The 16,398-nt window shown below is 57.5% G+C and carries 16 protein-coding genes; 13 read left to right on the forward strand and 3 right to left on the reverse strand.

Going from position 1 to position 16,398, the window contains the following annotated elements:
• Positions 1-494 precede the first annotated feature (494 nt).
• Together AC57B5_RS06190 and mobH are read right to left on the reverse strand one after the other, a co-directional pair.
• Positions 495-2,021, reverse strand: a complete 1,527-nt coding sequence (locus AC57B5_RS06190; protein WP_496399007.1) for a hypothetical protein — start codon at positions 2,019-2,021, stop codon at positions 495-497.
• Positions 1,927-4,557 carry a MobH family relaxase gene (gene mobH, locus AC57B5_RS06195; RefSeq protein WP_496399008.1) on the reverse strand — a complete coding sequence of 877 codons (2,631 nt, stop codon included), beginning with the start codon at positions 4,555-4,557 and terminating at the stop codon, positions 1,927-1,929. Before mobH ends, AC57B5_RS06190 begins: the two co-directional genes overlap by 95 nt.
• A 357-nt stretch (positions 4,558-4,914) precedes the next feature.
• On the opposite strand from mobH, the gene AC57B5_RS06200 reads away from it, so the two are divergent.
• Both AC57B5_RS06200 and AC57B5_RS06205 read left to right on the forward strand, forming a co-directional pair.
• Positions 4,915-5,952: a DUF2806 domain-containing protein gene (locus tag AC57B5_RS06200; RefSeq protein WP_496399009.1), complete on the forward strand. Its 1,038-nt coding sequence runs from the start codon at positions 4,915-4,917 to the stop codon at positions 5,950-5,952.
• 287 nt (positions 5,953-6,239) lie between these two features.
• Entirely contained in the window at positions 6,240-7,226 is a 987-nt protein-coding gene (locus AC57B5_RS06205) for a hypothetical protein (protein ID WP_496399010.1), read from the forward strand.
• A gap of 51 nt (positions 7,227-7,277) precedes the next feature.
• On the opposite strand, the gene AC57B5_RS06210 is transcribed toward AC57B5_RS06205, so the two are convergent.
• Positions 7,278-7,781 (reverse strand): hypothetical protein, encoded by a 504-nt coding sequence (locus AC57B5_RS06210; RefSeq protein ID WP_496399011.1) that lies wholly within the window; start codon positions 7,779-7,781, stop codon positions 7,278-7,280.
• Between the two features lie 580 nt (positions 7,782-8,361).
• On the opposite strand from AC57B5_RS06210, the gene pilL2 reads away from it, so the two are divergent.
• From pilL2 to AC57B5_RS06265, 11 genes are all read left to right on the forward strand, one after another.
• A complete protein-coding gene (gene pilL2, locus AC57B5_RS06215; protein WP_496399012.1) occupies positions 8,362-8,865 on the forward strand; it encodes a PFGI-1 class ICE element type IV pilus protein PilL2 in 504 nt (167 codons plus the stop codon).
• A gap of 44 nt (positions 8,866-8,909) precedes the next feature.
• Positions 8,910-10,031 carry a hypothetical protein gene (locus tag AC57B5_RS06220; protein WP_496399013.1) on the forward strand — a complete coding sequence of 374 codons (1,122 nt, stop codon included), beginning with the start codon at positions 8,910-8,912 and terminating at the stop codon, positions 10,029-10,031.
• 2 nt (positions 10,032-10,033) lie between these two features.
• A complete protein-coding gene (locus AC57B5_RS06225; protein ID WP_496399014.1) occupies positions 10,034-10,591 on the forward strand; it encodes an integrating conjugative element protein in 558 nt (185 codons plus the stop codon).
• Positions 10,592-10,683: 92 nt separating this feature from the next.
• Positions 10,684-11,163 (forward strand): PFL_4695 family integrating conjugative element protein, encoded by a 480-nt coding sequence (locus AC57B5_RS06230; RefSeq protein WP_227468533.1) that lies wholly within the window; start codon positions 10,684-10,686, stop codon positions 11,161-11,163.
• Between the two features lie 73 nt (positions 11,164-11,236).
• A complete protein-coding gene (gene traD, locus AC57B5_RS06235) occupies positions 11,237-13,498 on the forward strand; it encodes a type IV conjugative transfer system coupling protein TraD (protein ID WP_496399438.1) in 2,262 nt (753 codons plus the stop codon).
• Positions 13,498-14,250 carry a TIGR03747 family integrating conjugative element membrane protein gene (locus AC57B5_RS06240; RefSeq protein ID WP_016446094.1) on the forward strand — a complete coding sequence of 251 codons (753 nt, stop codon included), beginning with the start codon at positions 13,498-13,500 and terminating at the stop codon, positions 14,248-14,250. The genes traD and AC57B5_RS06240 overlap by 1 nt, the downstream gene beginning before the upstream one ends.
• A gap of 20 nt (positions 14,251-14,270) precedes the next feature.
• Positions 14,271-14,582, forward strand: a complete 312-nt coding sequence (locus tag AC57B5_RS06245; protein ID WP_063326127.1) for an integrative conjugative element protein, RAQPRD family — start codon at positions 14,271-14,273, stop codon at positions 14,580-14,582.
• Between the two features lie 15 nt (positions 14,583-14,597).
• Entirely contained in the window at positions 14,598-14,834 is a 237-nt protein-coding gene (locus AC57B5_RS06250; RefSeq protein WP_496399015.1) for a DUF3262 family protein, read from the forward strand.
• 33 nt (positions 14,835-14,867) lie between these two features.
• Positions 14,868-15,239, forward strand: a complete 372-nt coding sequence (locus AC57B5_RS06255) for a TIGR03745 family integrating conjugative element membrane protein (RefSeq protein ID WP_063326125.1) — start codon at positions 14,868-14,870, stop codon at positions 15,237-15,239.
• A 7-nt stretch (positions 15,240-15,246) separates the two neighbouring features.
• Positions 15,247-15,660, forward strand: a complete 414-nt coding sequence (locus AC57B5_RS06260; RefSeq protein ID WP_231890476.1) for a TIGR03750 family conjugal transfer protein — start codon at positions 15,247-15,249, stop codon at positions 15,658-15,660.
• Positions 15,657-16,397 carry a PFL_4703 family integrating conjugative element protein gene (locus AC57B5_RS06265; protein WP_016446100.1) on the forward strand — a complete coding sequence of 247 codons (741 nt, stop codon included), beginning with the start codon at positions 15,657-15,659 and terminating at the stop codon, positions 16,395-16,397. Before AC57B5_RS06260 ends, AC57B5_RS06265 begins: the two co-directional genes overlap by 4 nt.
• The last annotated feature ends 1 nt before the right edge of the window (position 16,398 follow it).

A 16,398-nucleotide genomic window follows, 5' to 3' on the forward strand; every position in this document is an offset into this window, starting at 1 on the left:
TGGGCTGCGCTCCAAACTGTCAACCGTTTGAACTTTTACCCGAGCGCTGGATGGCTGCTCAGGCGCCTCCAGCGCTACGCTTTTAGAGTCCGCGGCTGAGTTGTTCGCCTCACACATCTCCGTGTACTCACGCACGGCCGCAGGACACACAAAAATCATCCCGCGCTTCGGCGACCGCAACGGCAACATGATCACCTGGTGAGGATGGCGCAAGGCATCCCAGACATGTCTGGCCTTGACCAGCCCGCCGGCATAGGCCAAGAAGACGTTCCACCGATACAGCGCCCGGTGCTGCCAAGGTCTAGACCTCCACAGAGCAAGGCGCTGGTCCGCATCCAGATCCACCTTCGGTTCTTGGTTTTTAAAAAAAGCGCTGAATGTCATAAGTTGTTGATTGATATTGTCTTTTCGAAATTCCTGCAGAGTCGATGCTCAACTACGTGCGTCCTGGGCAGAACCGACTGAACCCAGCGCCCCTGACTCGTAAGGCACCACTATTCAAGCAATCCACAAATAGGGGCTTGATAGCTGGTAACGATCTGTCCAGGGTTAGCGCCCTTACTGTCGTCGGCCACAGGCCTAGTCAGGTTCAAATCGTAACTGTGAGCAGGTAAACTCCTAATTGTTTCTCCAACCTTAACTGGTCCAATTCGGTTATTCATGACGTTTACATTGCTGTTAAAGATGTACTGAAATTCGTACCCAGATCCATACCAGAGACCATCACCACCGTGGTGAACCATAAAAGCGGGGAATCCAGAACGCCCCAGCGAGCCGCCGCCACCACCATAAACAATTAAGAAATTCGAATACCAATTAAGTAAATTGTTCGTCGTACCATTAATTATTGCCGTTGGATTTGGATAATTCCGATGGTACGTTCTCAAAAAATACTTAGCCATCGAACCTGGACGATTTTCAGTAGCAGGCAGTCGATATACTTGAGGTTCTACGAGTTTGAACGTACTCACATAATCACCGGATACACTTCCAGTGTTTTTATATACGCCACCATTATCAAAACCCTGACTTAAACTACTACCATCTGGAAATGTAGAAACGCCCCCTTGTGATCCACTGCCCGAAGTACCTGCTGTGCCGCCTTCTACAGTTCCCCCCTGCCCTGGCGTACCCGAGCCACCTCTGCCAGCAGCAGGTTTGCTCTCGGAGAAGTCAATGCTCCGACTAGGGTGTGAGCCACCGGCACCGCCCCCCCTCCACCCAGCCCCGCCGCCACCTCCTACAGTGGCCTGACCGCCCATTGAATCTGCAAAGGCCATGCCTCCCCCTCCACCCCCACCCGACACAAATCGAATTCTGTCATTTGCTTTTAACGTAATACGCCCTCTGACCTCGCGTGCACCTTCACCTCCATCGCCACCTGGTGCAACCACTACAACAGCACCATTTAAAAGAATGGCCGACGATCCACCGCCGCCTCCTGCTAGCCCACCTCCACCATCACCCCCAGCAATCGTGTATTGAAGCTGTATCGGCTTTGTATACTCGTACAATTTCTCTGGGTTAACAGTTACGGTTTGATCACCCAAACTTGGACTAAATGTACAGCGCTGCAATGTCGAAGAGTCCTCACCACCTTCACCACTACCTGTCGCTCCATTTTTAATTGGAGGGTAATAAACATAGCCAGCCAATGAACCAGGAGTCACAAATATTTTTTCAGCAAATGAATTATTCGGCAAAATAAATGCAATTATAATTGGAATGCACAATACAGCCCTGCGAAATGGTATATAATGGCTGAATGGCTGAATGGCTGAATGGCTGAATGGCTGAATGGCTGAATGGCTGAATGGCTGAATGGCTGAATGGCTGAATGGCTGAATGGCTGAATGGCTGAATGGCTGAATGGCTGAATGGAAAATTGCATGTTTTCTCCTTCGAAGATAGCGGGTTGAAAATTCTCTAAACCATCTTGAGCGCAGAATTGCTCGGTGGAACTGGCTGAACCCATCGTCCTGGCTCCACCAGGACCACGCACGAGAGCCGGCCTTTGACATCACCACGCGAGTAAATCTCGAACGCGACGATGTTGGTGCGATTGGCTGCAGGCAAGTGCCAGCCGCACTTGATGACCTCCCGCTGCACCTTCGTGGCCAGCTCGGTCGGGCTTTCTGCCAGGTCGGCATGCTCCTGTGCGAATTTTTTGAAGATCAGCGGCGACACCAAGGCCATGCCTTGCTCGACAAAATGCACAGCTGCCCCCGTTTCGTTGAACTTGATCTCACGATCGACCAAGCCCTGCTGTACCCATCGCATGAAGTCCATTGCCAGCTCGCTGGGCTCGTGTGCTGGCCTTTCCTGCCCTTCGATCCTGGGCAGCTGCTGCAAGAGCAACACAGGCTGGGGCTCGTCTGCACGGTGGGCCTGTGGCTCGGGCTTGGCCCGCACCACGACCGTGGGCAAGTCATCGAGCTCGTCGCTCAGGCTCCGAAATTCCGAAGCAACACTCGCGGCGCGCCGAGTGGGCGGCACAGGCGGTGGGGGCGTCTCGCTGGGCGCAGGCACTGCTGCAGTTTCAGATGAAAGGATCTGGGCGGTGGGTGGTACTGGAGGCTCTGGCGTAGCCTGGGCCGCGTCCAGGCCTGCGGCAGTTTCAGATGATTGCTCGCGCACCGCCCCGCCCTGCTCCCTCGCCCGCGCCGGCTTCGGCGGCCGCGGGCCTTTCTGTGGTCGCATCGCTGCTGCAGTTTCAGCTTCGTCGAGGAAGTCACTCTGGTCGAGTAGGTAGGCTGCCTCGCCTGGATCAAAATCGATTGAAGATCCCGCCGCCGGCGGCGGCGCTGGTACTGCCGCATTTTCAGGTTGCCGAGCTGGACCAGGTACTGGTTCTGCCTTGGTTGCTGGGCCAGCTTCTGCTGGAGCCGTTGCAGGGGGCCGTCCGGGTGCAGGCGTTTCGCGGGGGCTCACTGGCGTTGCATCATTCTTTCGTGCCTGATGTGCTGTGCCAGCTTCGGATTTCACCGCAGGTGACTTTGCCGCAACAGATGGTGCTCTGAACGCAGGTTCACGCATGACTGCCGCAAGCTTCAATTCCTGCTTGCTGGGAGCCTTGGGCGCAACTGCAGCTGCAGGCGCGCGAGCAGTGGCTGGTAGTGCTGCAGCTTCGGGTGCATGTCCTGCCGCATCCTCCTTACCACCAGAACCTGCCGCAGGAATCTGCAGCTGCACGGCCTGCGCCGAGGCCCCACCCTCCCCCGTCTCATCCTTGCGTTTTTGCCGCAGCACCAATCTGCCTTGCATCGGCGCCGGATACTTGCTCTCGTGCGAAAAGACCTTGGCCAAGGGAAATCGCAGCATGGCCAGGTCGTGCTCATAACCTCCTCGATCTGCCGCAGCTTCGGAGGCCTCTCCCTGCACGGTCACATGCCAGATAGCCTGCCCGGTGGCAGGGTTCAGGTCGATGACGCCATAGTCCTGCCAGGTGTCGAATAGCCGATCGTTCTTCGAGTCCCCTGGTACAGCCTCATCGGGCTCATTGCGCTTGATCCATTCGCGCACCGAATCCGCCAAGCGCTTGGCCACGAACCAGATGGCTCCCTCAAACACCCAGGCCGCGCCACCTGAGCGGTTCAGCGGCAGTTCGGTGCCGGCCTGCAGCATGCTGGTGATGGCCTGCATCAGCAAGTCGATCAACGGCTTGGACTTCGAGGTCGGGAAGCGGCCTTTGTGACCCGACAGCAGAGCGCGCTGCGTCGAGGCCTGGTCGGCTCGGCGCACCAGCTGGGCCACCAAGCTGTCGCGGTCCTGGCCGCTGAGATACTGCTCCAGGGCGTCCATGGCTGCAGGCGTCTGGGCCAGGAACACGAGTGCCGACTCTGGCGCAATGCGCGACAGCAGCAGCTGCGCCAGTTTGCCGTGGGCGCTGTAGTCGCGCTGGCTCTTGGGCGTGAAATCGACCAGGTACTCGGCGGCAGCACGCCGGGCCGTGATCTGGACCAAGCTGCCGCCTGCAGGTGTCCAGCGAATCGAATCGGCCATGCCATCACAACGCCACTGGATCCGCAGATCGGTCATGGGCTTGGCGATGTCGTGCAGCAGCGCGGCGAAGAACACCACGTAGCTCCACTGGTCACGTTGCGCATCGATCTCCTCGATCTGGGAGCCGCCCGGCAACAGCATGGCGTTGCGCCAGGTCAAGGCTGCCAGAACCATCTCGATGGTGTGAGAGAGCAGCCCGCCGGCGTGGGCATGGTGGTGCGCCTCTGACGCGGGCATCAATTGCACGAACGCTGCATACCGATGGATGGCCGGCAGCAGATCTCGCTCCCAGACTTCACGGCTCTGGTGCGACTGGCGCCACATGGCATCCACAGCCTTTTCTGCGCGCACAACAGCAAGAAGCTGGTCCGAGGTCAGCACCCTAAGCCAGCCTGGTTCGGTGCCCGCTACAGTCGGCACCTGGGCGGAGGCTGGCGCGGGGACTTCGACGGGCCCTTGCTTGTCCTCTGCATGATGCAGCAAACTGCTGCGTCTAGGCCAGGTCAACATAGCCAAGAGTTGTGCAGCAAAGCCCTTCATCTTGCCCTCGAACATGGTTCGCAGTTGCGCTTCTTCGGGGATGGACGGACTTGTAAGCCCTGAGATGTAGATAAAGACCCTTGCGGCTTGAAATGCCCCTCGGGGCACGAAGTACGCAGTTGGAGACGTTCGATTGCCATGGGCCAGCACCATACGGACGACGCTAGCCCAAGTCATGCTTAAAACGTTCGGCAAACACCGCAGCTTTTACGCTTGACTTTTCGCATTTTTTAATGTTAGAGAAAGCTGTTAGCCTCTAGGCCGTGCGGTCCGATTGCATGACGTGCTGCATGTTGAGCGAGTATTGCTTTCTGGCTAGCTGGCGACTGAAGTTAATTGCCAGCTCTTTTATACTTTGATTGAGGAGTAGAGATGGAGTCAACGGATTTGCAGGCGATGATTCAAGGGGCCGATTTTACTGGGCCGATTGCAACTCAGGCAGTTCAGGTTGCAGCGACTCTTGCTCCAAAAGCGGCTGAAGGCTTGTTCAAAGTTTTGAGCCACTGGTTTGCACTCAAAATTGATGCACATGTCGCGAGAGCAGAACGCGCTCCTGCATTGGAACGTGCAACCACGGCATCACAAGTCGCACTGCTTATGGCTGCTTCCAAAAATGTTGCAGATAGGCTTGCCACCCCAAGTTCTGAGACTATCGATGAAGCAACACAAATATACACAGCCAGAGCACTTGGTAAAGATTTAAATCTACTCAATGTCACTTCAAATGCAGTTTCTGAGCTAAGCAGGGTTGCAAATCAAGCCGCTGTTACTCCTGAGCCAGAGAGCACAATAACACTTGACTGGCTAAATTCATTCGCATCTGAAGCCGAGAAAATGAGCAGTGAATATATGCAGGAACTTTTTGGAAAAATTCTTGCTGGCGAAATATGCAAACCTCGAAGTTTTTCAATAAAGACTTTAAGGACAGTTTCCGAAATGGATCAAGAATCGGCAGAATTTTTTGCACGTTGCTGTAGCACAGTCATTAAAGTTATAGGCCGAACCAATAATGTAGAATCGACATTTTTTATTGATTTGGATAATGATAAATCCCCCCAGCCCTTAAGGTACAATGATTTGGTTGAAACTGGTTTGTTCAGAATATTGCCCGATGGAACAGATTTGTGGAAATATATTCATCGAATTCGCGATTTAGATGAATCAGCAAGAATCGAAGAAGATGATTTTGAGATTTCATTTCAAAATCAACGCTGGGGGATTAAGGTTAAATTGGAAGCTCCCAAAAATAATATTTTCTACACAGATGACGCCCCCTCGTTGATGGGATTGACTTTAACAAAAACTGGTCTTGAATTATTGCCAATTATTAGTATTGACGAGAATCCAGAGACTTTGGAAAAATTTCGCACTGCCTTGGCAAAAAATCATGCCACTCTTATAGAGCGCTGACTGCAACTTGTTCAATTTGGAATCATTAGGTTCTTGGTCGGCTGTGTTTCTATATCTGGAAACAGCTACTCTATGACGCTTGACTTTTCGTATTCTAATTAATCTGTGGCGGCTAAACATGCAGGCAATGCCAATATCCTTGGATAAGGAAATTTATGCCATTAACAGCTTACTCAAAATTCTCGGAAATAGAGTGTGACGTCGAGCAGGTGCTTAGGCGCCTCTCGGCCCAGTTTGGTGAACAGGTCACTAGTATTGATAAGGTGCCTGATCACTGGCGAGAGTTCATGCGTCAAGATCTTCAGTGCCCTAGTTGCTTCGTGACGGGGGCTGAAATAGTTAGAGAGGCAGTGTCGAGTAAAAGCAAGAAGCCCCTTCGCCAAGCTTTTTTCCGCTTCAGCAATCCAAGACACAGAGAGTACTGTGATTTTGATAGTTCGGATTTTTCCAATTCTGAACCGGAAAATCTGATATTGTTCAATGATTCGAAGACGAAGGTGACAAGAGCTATTCGTGAACTTGTGTGTACCGGGATTGGGTTGGGAATTTTCAGTCAGCGGTCAATCCGAGATATGAGAGAGTGGTTCTTCAGAAAAAAAGTCCAGTCTATGTTCCTCGTCTCTTTGGATGCCCGCTTCCCATATTGGATAAATGATCTCAATTATGAAGCATACAAAGCTAAGCAAGGTCTGCCCCAAGGCGTGCCGCTCACTGCTGAAATCGCTGCATTACATGGTTTTTCATTAAGAGCAGAAGTAGCGCGTCAACAAATTCTCCGTCACCCTAGCTACCAGGAATTCATGCATGAATTCGATAAGCGGCGATTTAATTTTTTTGGCGTTATAGAGCAAATAGCCTCGATATGTCGTCGATACCAAGGTCGTTCAGCATTCGACCCATCTTCGCTGGAAGCAGAGTACAATAAGACCTGTGAATTATCAGAATTCATAGCGAATAATTACACTCCATTGAAGGACTCAAAGCCAAAAGGGAATTTTGTGAGTAGTGCGCTTGCTTTCTCTGCCCTTTTGTTGTTCGTTCGTGATTGGGAAGTTGAACTCGCCTTGAAAGATTTCTCCATAATTGCTGCCAGGGCTGGATCGTCTGATACTGACCTCGGTAACGTGATGGGCCTCAATCCATTTCATAACTATGCCGCTTGGAAAGCACTTAAGCAGGTTCAAGAATTTAAAATCATAGTACCTGATTACACGGACCTGAAAGCAGAACGGGAAACTATTGATGCTGAAATCAGAGCTATGTTTGGACTTTAGTTTTTTCAAAACAAACTGTTCGTGAAAGAGCCTTACATTTAAGCAAGTTTGTTATCTCGGCTTCCGTTGAAGTAAACTTGCGCATTTCCTCACCCTGCAGGGCATGCCTGCGGCAGGAGTCCAGACGGACAGCTCTTCCTCTGCCTGACCAAGAGCCACAAACTGCAGAAAGGTGTGTTCAATGGGGTCCCAGCGAATGCGCGGCCGCAATCCGTCCATGCTCCAGTCGCAGCACACTTGCACGAAGGGCTGGGCCACGATGGTGTGGACGATGCTGTGCCAGGTCACATCTGCAAGGCCTTTCTGTTTGCCGGCGCCTCTCGGCTGATCAGCTACATGCCGCAGGAGAATCTGGCGCACACACAGCACCGGATCGCAGTCCTCTTCCAAATGGCGCTCCAGCCCTTCAAACCTGCCCAGCCAGCTCAGCAGCCGCGCCGTCCAGCTTTCCAAACCAAGCTGCTGCAGGGACTCTATGACGGTGAAGATCGCACAGCCATGGTCCAGCGGATCACGCCCTAAGAACGGGTGCTCCTGGGAAGGGCGAACTGGCATGTGCTGGCTGCGAAACGACGGTGTATCCATGGCCGCGCACGGTACAGGGATGCGTCGATGCGGTCAGCCGTAAATCGAGCACTTCGCACCGCACGATTTACGCTTGAAATCCCGATTCGTTTATGTTAGGGCGTGTAACGCCGGCTCAGTTGTGACATGGATTTTCTGCGTCATGACGCCGGCCGTTTGTGGATTGCTACCCCGCCCCGGGGGCAGCAATCCGGCCCGTAGCCCGTCAAAGCCCTCTACCAGTACCCGTAAATCCTTTGCGGCTGCTCCTCAATTTTGAGGAGCAGCCGCGCCCTTTGAGTAGGGCCTGTAAGCCGGTAAGAGCCGTTTTTCCCGTAGCAAGCAGCCCTCTGCTTGCAGGCTGCTAAGCCATTTCAACACCTGCCTTTTTTTTACTTGTATGTCAAGCGTAAAACGTTCGGTATGCACCGCACGTTTTACGCTTGAGAGCAAATGCTCCAAATCCGAATATGCCGACCGGCGGACGCGAATGTGTCCTTTCCCCGGGCTGCATGTCTTCTCCTCCTCTTCGTCATGCGGCCCGGGATTTTTCTTCTGGAGTTTCTCCCGCATGTCCCGGCACTCGCACCGATATCTCATCGCTGGCATGGCATGGCTGGCGGCCGGCGTTTGCCACGCCAACACGCCCCTGGTGGATGGCAATAAGCGCCTACAACTCGGTCGCTACACGACCGCTGAAGCGCAGCCTCAACTGGGGCTGAGCGAACCTTTGGCGCTCGTTGCGCAAATCACCTTTCCCCGCGAACAAGTCACGACGATTGGCGAGGCCATCGACTACACCCTGCTGCGCACCGGCTACGCCTTGACCGACTTGACGGCGCTGTCTCCCGAAGCCCGCCGCTTTCTCGGGCTTCCATTGCCTGAAGCACATCGCACCCTCGGTCCCTACTCCGTCCAGGACATGCTGGCTGTGCTGGTGGGCAAGGCCTGGACGTGGCAAACAGACCATGTGACGCGCCGCGTGTGGTTCGTCCTGGGCAATGCCGGCAGCGCACAGCCGCCGCGCCGGCTCCAGCCCATCGTGTCTCCTTCCAAATCGGGCAAAGACCAATGAGCGGGCCGTCATTTCATACGTCCGGCCATCCCGTTGTGCCAGGCATGGATTTCACCCCCCACATCGGCGGGCTGGAGTGGATGCAGGACATGGAAACGCGGCAGGACCAAGTCCCCTCAGAGCATGATCAACCCGGCAAAGCCGCAGGCACAGATCCTTCAGCTGCTGCCACATCGGCCCAAGCGTATGCACCTGCTTTCGAAAGATTTTCAGCGCATCAGGCGACCGCACAGGCTCCAGCCAAGACGGGCAAAACAGCCCTTCTAAATTCTTCCACGGGAAGGCGCAGTTTGATGGCTGTGTCCCTGGCAGGGATCGCGCTGCTGGGCTATCTCCAGTACGGCCCATCCATCCGCCAGGTTCCCGACCTTCTTGGGACAAATCTGCCGACCATGGGCACGATCGAGCCCAGCGGCCCGGACGAGCTCCGGGCACCGATTGATCCACGGCTCGGGGGCTTGGATCAGCTGGGCATTTCGGAGTTGGGCACTTCTGCCAAACCTGCACAGCCTTCTTTGGCCCAGCCACAAGAGATCCAGGCCGAGCTCGAAGCCAATGTTCTCGTGGCCGCCCCTGTGCAAGCTCCAGCCGCTTCCTCTACTGCCGCTGATCCGGAACTGGCAGCGCGCATGCAGCGCATGGAAGCGATGATGATCGAGCTCAGCCAGCAGCTGGCGCACATGCGAGAGGAGGATGTCAAAGCGCGAGCCGCCGCACCGGCCGTTGTCCAGGCTGCGCCCGCGACTGCAGCTGCAGTCGCTCCGGCTCACTCCTCAGCGCCTGCGCCCGCTCCGACCGCTCCCGAGCCCAGTGCTGCCAGGCCCCCTGCAGCAACACCGCGCGTGTTGGTCAAGGCCCAGCCAGTCAGGGCCGCTACTTCGCGGCCTGCAGTCAATAAGAAAGCCACCACCTCCAAAGCAGTGCCCGCCGAAAAACCAGCGGCGCCTGCGCTCTCCGGCCAGCTGATCGCCGTCGATATGTGGAACGGCGAGCCCTCGGTCGTGGTGGCCTCGGGCATCCCTGGTGACCGCCGCATGCGCGTGCTGCGCCCGGGTGACGTGGTCAATGGCATGGCGCTCAAGTCCGCCGATCCTGTGTCCCGCACAGCGACCTTTGTGGCCCCGGGCAGCCCTGGCCTGACGCTCTCCGTGAGCCAGGGAGGCTAAACATGCGAGCCGCTATTTGTCTCAGTGCAGGTTTTCTGCTGGCCCCGGTGGCGTGCATGCCTGATTTGGCTATCGCCCAGGTCCGCACCACTCAGACCACCGAAGGAAGCTCCACAGCCGCCAACACGGCCCATTCGCGCAGCCAAGCTGACGAAACCGACCGCCAGGTCCAGCAGATGTGGGGGCTCAACGCCGAAGAAATGCGCCGGGCCAAGGTGCTGGCCATGGGGCCGCGTGCGAACTTCTCGGTCGAGAAGCTCTCACCGCTCGAGATCCTCGGTATCCACGCTCGTTCCGAAGCGGAGCGCCGGCAGTATGCCGAACGCATGGCGCGGATCTTCCGCGCGGATGTTGAGCGCTCCATTGCATGGGAGCGCGAAATGCAAGCGGCCATGGCCCGGCTGTTCCCGAACGATCCCATGATCAGCTTCGACGGCATGCCCAAGGTGCATAGCTCGGTCGGCGCCGCCGACATGCTGGGCGTGCCCCGCACGCAGATCATCGAGCCGCAACCCGCTGCCGGCACGCCGGCCCCCGCGCGAGGAGCGCTTCGCCGATGAATCTCCGCCTCCTCTGTGCCCTGGCCCTGTGCTCAGTTGCAGCCGCTCCTGCAGTCGCCGGGCAGCCACTGCCCGAGACCCAGAAGCTGCAGGTGCTGCACGACAGCGGCCGCAGTGTGCCGTTCGCTCCCTATGTCGCCCAGCTGGTGGGCGATGCGGACGATCCTGGAGTGCTCGACGGGCTGCGCTTCCCCTTTGGCGCGCGCCTCTTGCGTACCGGCGTGTTGGCACAGGAGGGGCTCAAGGTCTTTGACGGTGCCTGGATGACACAGCCGATGTTTGTCCTGGCCGCCGATGAGCTTTCCATGCGCTGGCTCTCGTTCAACAAGGACAAGCTGGTGCAGCTGCAGGCTGTTGGCATCGTGGTGCAGGCCGGCAGTCCTCTGGCCTTCAAGTCTCTGCAGCGCCTGGCCATGCCGCTTCGCTTGGCACCGGAAACGGGTAGCTGGCTCTCCGAGCAGCTGGTTGCCACAGGCGCCAATGCCTACCCGGTGCTGGTGCATTCCAACGGACGTGCGTACCAGATCCTGGGCCAGGAAATGTTCCAGCAAACCGCGGAGTCTCCGCAATGACGACACGCGCTTGGAACATTTCTGGTGCGCGTTGGGCCGCAGCCTGTTCCAGCTTGGCCACGGGAGGCTGGGCATGAGCGAGGGCGTGATGGAAGGCCTGCTGCGGCCGCCTGTGGAAGCATGGAGCGCTGCCACAGCTTTCGGGATTGCTGGCGTGGCTGCAGCTGCGCCGTGGGCGCTGATGATGCCGCACTCTCTGGGTGCCGTGTCCGCAGCCATTGCTGCAGGCTTTGGCTGCAAGCGCGCCCGCGAGGCCTATTCCGTGTATGCCTACCAGCGTGGGCTGAAGTTCACGAAGATGACCCGCGTGGCGCCCCACCAGTTGCCTGGAACCAAGGACCACCTGTATCTCGGCGAAGGCTTCGCCTGGACCCAGCTGCATACACAGCGCAAGCTGGACACCCAGGCTGTCAAGGTCCGTGAGTATGTCAAGCCCTCTCCTGCAGAGATGCGCCTGGCCAATGCCGGCGAGCAGGTTCGCAAATGGGCCGAGACCAAGACGGATAGCCTGCTTTGCAAGCTCGTTCGGCGTGCAGTGGATATCGGTGGACCAGCGAATCCATTTGCCTCGGGCGTGGATTTGGGCGGTTCGCCCATATTGCACGGTGTCGGCGTTCAGGATGAGAAGCCTGTGCTGCTCCGCCAGGGCTCCCGAAACGGACACATGCTTGTCTTGGGCACGACGCGTGTGGGCAAAACGCGCCTGCTGGAATTGCTGTGCACCCAGGACATCCACGCCGGCCACGTCACGATCGTGATCGATCCGAAGGGTGACGCTGAACTGATGCTGCGCATGCATGCCGAAGCGCGGCGCGCCGGCCGCGAGAAGAGCTTCTACCTGTTCCACCTGGGCTACCCGGACATCAGCGCCCGTTACAACGGCATAGGCAATTTTGCGCGCATCACCGAAGTCGCCAGTCGCGCCACCAATGCCCTGCCCTCTTCCGGAAACAGCGCGGCGTTCAAGGAGTTCTCGTGGCGCTTCACGAACATCGTTGCCCAGGCGCAGGTGGCACTGGGCCGAATTCCAACCTACGAATCCCTCCTGAAGGACGTGACGGGCATTGATCCTCTGTTCATGGACTATGCCGCGATGTTCTTTCGCGCCCAGGCCGCCCAGGGCCGGTACAAGAACTACCAGGAGCGACTCGCAGAAATCCAAAAACTGCTCGGTATCAAAAACCAGATTCCGGTGTCTCGCAGCATGCAAGACCGTCCTCCCGAGATCGTGGCCATGTTCGTCTGGATCAAGGAGTGCCAGCCCGATGACAAGGTGCTCCTGGGCCTGGCCGCTGCCGTCAGCTACGAGCGCTCCTTCTACGAAAAGATCATCGCTTCGCTCGGCCCGTTCCTGGAGAAGCTGACCTCCGGCGCCGTGGGCAAGCTCATCTCCCCGGACTACTTCGACCCGAACGACCAGCGGCCCATCTTCGACTGGATGACGGTCTTCCGCCAGGGCGGCATCGTCTACGCCGGCCTGGACGCATTGTCCGACTCGGTGGTCTCCTCTGCCGTGGGCAACTCCATGCTGTCCGACCTGGTGAGCGTGGGCGGGCGCCTCTACAAGACCGGCCTCGATCCGCATGCCACTGACGGAAAGCTCAAGCTGCCCAAGGTCTGCGCCCATTTCGATGAAGTCAATGAGATCGCCGGTCCAGAGTTCGTGCCCATGGTCAACAAGCTCGGTGGCTCAGGTTTCCAGATCACGGCATACACGCAGTCCGTATTCGACATCGAGGCCCGCGTGGGCGACAAAGCCAAGGCCGGCCAGATCCTGGACAACTTCAACCACCTGTGCATGCTGCGCGTGCGCTCGGCCGCGACGGCCAGCCTGCTGACCGACCAGGTGCCCCAGGTCAACGTGACGCACCTGACGCCGGTGTCCGGTGTCTCGGACACCGCTGCCACAGGCAACGGCGTGGACTTCACCAGCCGCAACGATGACATTGCCACCACAACGAAGGCACCGCTGATCGAGCCCTCGGACATCCTTGAACTGCCCCAGGGCCAGGCCTTTGCGCTGCTGGAAGGCAACCGTCCTTTCAAGATCCGCATCCCGCTGGCCGACACAACGAACGATCCATTTGTGCCCAAGTCCCTCAGGGCCGTTGCCGAGGACATGAAGCGGCGCTACCGCACCAGCGAGACCTGGGCAGCCGACACCGACTGGATGGGCCACAACCATCTGGGCTCCGGTGGCCACGAGCTCATCGGAATCGACTTGGCGCACAGCGCAGCCAAGAGCGACTCCGAGTACACGGCCGTGTCTGGCGCCCATGGCAGTGCCCTGCGCAGTACCGGTGTGATTGACTCCATTGTGGGAGGGCACCACTGATGGCTACAGCACAGCGCGCACCCTCCAAGGCCCCCACAGTCGGCCCTGTGGACTTGGTGGCCAAGATCGCCTTCGGTCTGGTCAGCATCACACTGACCAGCTGGCTCGTCGGCATGGTCATCGAGATCGGCGGCAGCATGTTCTTCTGGAAGGGCCAGGGCATCCCGCACGCCCAGTCGGTCCTCCAGCAAGACCTGCAATACATTGCGGCGGCGCCGCGCAGCGTGCTGGTGCCAGACACCGTGGGCTTTTCTCTGCAGCTGCTCGGATATGTGCGCTGGCCCTACGAGAGGCTCGGCATTCTGCGCTGGTATCAGCGATCGCTCACCGACGAGCCCATGCAGGCCATGGCCAAGCTGTCTGCCCCACTGCAGGCCGTGGGCGCAACAACGCGCGTTGTCTCCAAGATCGCTGCTGAATGGGCCGTGATCAGCATGCTCGTGGCCCAGGACGTGGTGCTGCGCCTGAGCATCGCGGCCTATGCCATGCCCGCGTTCGTGCTTGCGTGCCTGATGGGCGTGATTGACGGTCTGGTGCGCCGTGACCGTCGCCGCTGGATCGGCGGGCGCGAATCCTCGTTTGTCTACCACCACTCCAAGAGATACACGCACTGGGCCCTCACGGGCGGATTCAGCCTGTATCTCGCATGGCCCTTCCCCGGTTTCAACCCCGCCTACATGGTGCTGATCTTCACTGTCCTGGTGGCCGCATCGCTGTCCACCACCGTGGGCGCATTCAAGAAATACGCATGACTTTTCCGAAGGAGAAATTGATGAAATCCCCCCGCCCGCTTTTCGCCATCCTCGTGATCGGCATCCTGGCCACCACGGCATCGGCCTGGGCCACGGTGTCCGACGACGATCTGGAGCGTGAGCGCCTGGCGCGCATCGCGGCCGAGATTGAGCAGGTCCAGGTCATGGTTGGCCAGGCCGAGCAAAGCTCTCCCACGGGCCAGCGCGTGAAGTTCCGGTACGACTGGCTGCAGCGTGATCTGGAAATGCTGCGCCAGGGCATCACCACCCACATCGATGCTCCCCGCCAACCTCGCCCCGTGACACCGCTGCGCGGCGACTACCGCCAGTAACCCAGGAGCGTAACCATGTTCGGCGATATGAAAGCGGGATTCATGGACGCCTCGGGCGTTGATCCAGCGCGAATGAAGGTCGTTGTCGTCACGCTGGTTTTTGGCGTGATTCTGGTTATTGCCGCGTGGTTCGGAAAAATGATTATGGAGGCTTATTCAGACGGTGAGATTGAACAGTCTGATGCGATTGATTCGATCATTACTGTGATTGTGATTGTCAGCTTGATATTTGCATTCGTTGCTTGGCTTTAGGTATTCTGATTTACCGCTTTAAGGATTAGTTTTATGAAAAATTCGGCATTTTCCAAGTTCTCTCAGGTCGCCCTTCTGCTGTCCGTGATGGTGCATGAAAGCGTGTTCGCTGCACTTCCCAACATCCCGACGCCTCAAGGCGGCGGCATCGGTGGTGCCCAGGTCCAGGATGGTGACTGGATGGGCCAGATGGGAGCCTATTTCAAGGCAGGCATCAGCATTCTTGCCCTGGTTCTTGCTGGCCTGTCATTCATCAAAGTGATGGGTGGTGGCTTGCGAAAATGGAATGAATACTCGCGCGGCCAGGCCGAATTCGCGGATCTCAAGGAATTCTTCATTGTGGGCGTCATTTTGATTGTGTTTATCGTGATGATGGCCAACTACGCGCTCTCGGTGCTCGCCTGAAAAAAGCATGGCGGACGAACAGCACCCCCAGGATCGGCGAGGCGCACCGTTGACCGATCGCGTCAATGCGGAGCCTGCGATCATCAATGGTATGTCGGCAACGGAGGCAACGTACATCGGCGCAGCGTCCTTCGCGGTCAGCGTCGTGCTCGGGCTCGTCCTGTTTTCTTTGACAGGTTACTGGCATTTCATCTTCGTGCTGGGCATCGCTCTGCCGATGGTGACCATCTGGTATTCGTCCTTTTACCTGCAGAGCATCAAACGCTCAAAGCCTGAACGCTGGTATGTCCAGGCATTTCGCATCTACCTTGCCCGCAAAGGCATCGTCAAAAGCCGGTACATCACTCACGATGGCTATATGGAACTGGGCCGGAGAATCAATTCCGATCCATTCAGCCAAAAAAGCAAAGATCAAGTATGAGCAGTGAAAAATATATGAACGCTCTGGAAATGGAGCGGAGGCACAGCCGTAGGCAAATGGCCAGCCAGTTTGCGCTGCTCGTATTGGCCATATTCGCCGTCTGGTTTGCCTGGCGGCAGCCCAAAAGCGTTGACGTGCATCTCGCACCTGATGTGCGTGCCGGCGACACGGTGCATGTCACGGGGGGGCATTCCCCTGTGCCCAAGCCCAATGTGTACGGATTTGCCTACTACATCTGGCAGCAGATCAATCGCTGGCAAACCGATGGTGTCAAGGATTACGGCCAGCAAATTTTCAATATGCAGTATTACCTGACGCCTCGCTGCCAGGCGCAATTGCAAGCAGATATGGAAACCCGCCAGGGCAAGGGCGAGCTGCGCAAACGCACGCGCCAGATCACTGAAATCCCAGGCTTCCCCTATTCCGAGAACCGTGTGCTGAGCGAAGGCCCCGACGCCTGGACCGTGCTGCTGGACATGCAGGTCACAGAAACCTTCGGTGGCCAGGGTGTGAAGGACGTGTTCATCCGCTATCCGCTGCGCGTGGTGCGCTTCGACGTGGACCGGGAACGCAACCCCTGGCGCCTGGCACTGGACTGCTTTGGCGCCAACCGGCCCGCGCGCCTGAATCCTGCTGAGCTCAAGGCCGGCAACCCGGTGCAGGCCACCCTTGCGGCGCCGCGCCTGCCAAGCGTGATTTCTCCGTCCAGTTTGCCCCGCGACACCTCTGTCGATTGAC

The sequence above is a fragment of the Delftia sp. BGA-UO-ETr-SB1 genome, from assembly GCF_059567865.1.

Excerpts from the sequence above, each read along its gene's own strand:
- AC57B5_RS06240 (WP_016446094.1), top strand. The coding sequence starts at position 13,498 with ATGGCTACAGCACAGCGCGCACCCTCCAAGGCCCCCACAGTCGGCCCT.
- AC57B5_RS06220 (WP_496399013.1), top strand. The coding sequence starts at position 8,910 with ATGGATTTCACCCCCCACATCGGCGGGCTGGAGTGGATGCAGGACATG.
- AC57B5_RS06260 (WP_231890476.1), top strand. The coding sequence starts at position 15,247 with ATGGCGGACGAACAGCACCCCCAGGATCGGCGAGGCGCACCGTTGACC.
- AC57B5_RS06190 (WP_496399007.1), bottom strand. The coding sequence starts at position 2,021 with ATGTCAAAGGCCGGCTCTCGTGCGTGGTCCTGGTGGAGCCAGGACGAT.
- AC57B5_RS06250 (WP_496399015.1), top strand. The coding sequence starts at position 14,598 with ATGTTCGGCGATATGAAAGCGGGATTCATGGACGCCTCGGGCGTTGAT.
- pilL2 (WP_496399012.1), top strand. The coding sequence starts at position 8,362 with ATGTCCCGGCACTCGCACCGATATCTCATCGCTGGCATGGCATGGCTG.
- AC57B5_RS06225 (WP_496399014.1), top strand. The coding sequence starts at position 10,034 with ATGCGAGCCGCTATTTGTCTCAGTGCAGGTTTTCTGCTGGCCCCGGTG.
- AC57B5_RS06245 (WP_063326127.1), top strand. The coding sequence starts at position 14,271 with ATGAAATCCCCCCGCCCGCTTTTCGCCATCCTCGTGATCGGCATCCTG.
- AC57B5_RS06255 (WP_063326125.1), top strand. The coding sequence starts at position 14,868 with ATGAAAAATTCGGCATTTTCCAAGTTCTCTCAGGTCGCCCTTCTGCTG.
- AC57B5_RS06205 (WP_496399010.1), top strand. The coding sequence starts at position 6,240 with ATGCGTCAAGATCTTCAGTGCCCTAGTTGCTTCGTGACGGGGGCTGAA.
- AC57B5_RS06265 (WP_016446100.1), top strand. The coding sequence starts at position 15,657 with ATGAGCAGTGAAAAATATATGAACGCTCTGGAAATGGAGCGGAGGCAC.
- AC57B5_RS06210 (WP_496399011.1), bottom strand. The coding sequence starts at position 7,781 with ATGCCAGTTCGCCCTTCCCAGGAGCACCCGTTCTTAGGGCGTGATCCG.
- mobH (WP_496399008.1), bottom strand. The coding sequence starts at position 4,557 with ATGTTCGAGGGCAAGATGAAGGGCTTTGCTGCACAACTCTTGGCTATG.
- traD (WP_496399438.1), top strand. The coding sequence starts at position 11,237 with ATGAGCGAGGGCGTGATGGAAGGCCTGCTGCGGCCGCCTGTGGAAGCA.
- AC57B5_RS06200 (WP_496399009.1), top strand. The coding sequence starts at position 4,915 with ATGGAGTCAACGGATTTGCAGGCGATGATTCAAGGGGCCGATTTTACT.